Here is a 255-nt window from a genome sequence, read left to right as displayed (position 1 = left end):
TCGAAGGTTCGAATCCTTCCCCCACCACCACTTTCTGGCAGCGTAAATGCCGCCGGAGCTGGTTGGAAAAATTAGCCAGCTCGAACATGAAAAGAGAGAAATCTCTTTTTTTGTTACAGAAAGAACTGGGTAGCCGAGTTTCAGGATGCGGGCATCGTATAATGGCTATTACCTCAGCCTTCCAAGCTGATGATGCGGGTTCGATTCCCGCTGCCCGCTCCAATACGTGCTGATATGGCTCAGTTGGTAGAGCGC

1 tRNA gene is annotated in these 255 nt (G+C 50.6%); it reads left to right on the top strand.

The window, feature by feature from the left end:
* Window positions 1–147: 147 nt before the first annotated feature.
* Window positions 148–222: transfer RNA gene (locus ENTMO_RS0100615), tRNA-Gly, on the top strand.
* The last annotated feature ends 33 nt before the right edge of the window (window positions 223–255 follow it).

Origin of the sequence: Enterobacter mori LMG 25706 (genome assembly GCF_000211415.1) — a bacterium.
Classification (GTDB): Bacteria; Pseudomonadota; Gammaproteobacteria; order Enterobacterales; family Enterobacteriaceae; genus Enterobacter; species Enterobacter mori.
The sequence above is the reverse complement of the archived record's forward strand: the minus strand, read 5'-3'. Positions and strand labels throughout refer to the sequence as shown.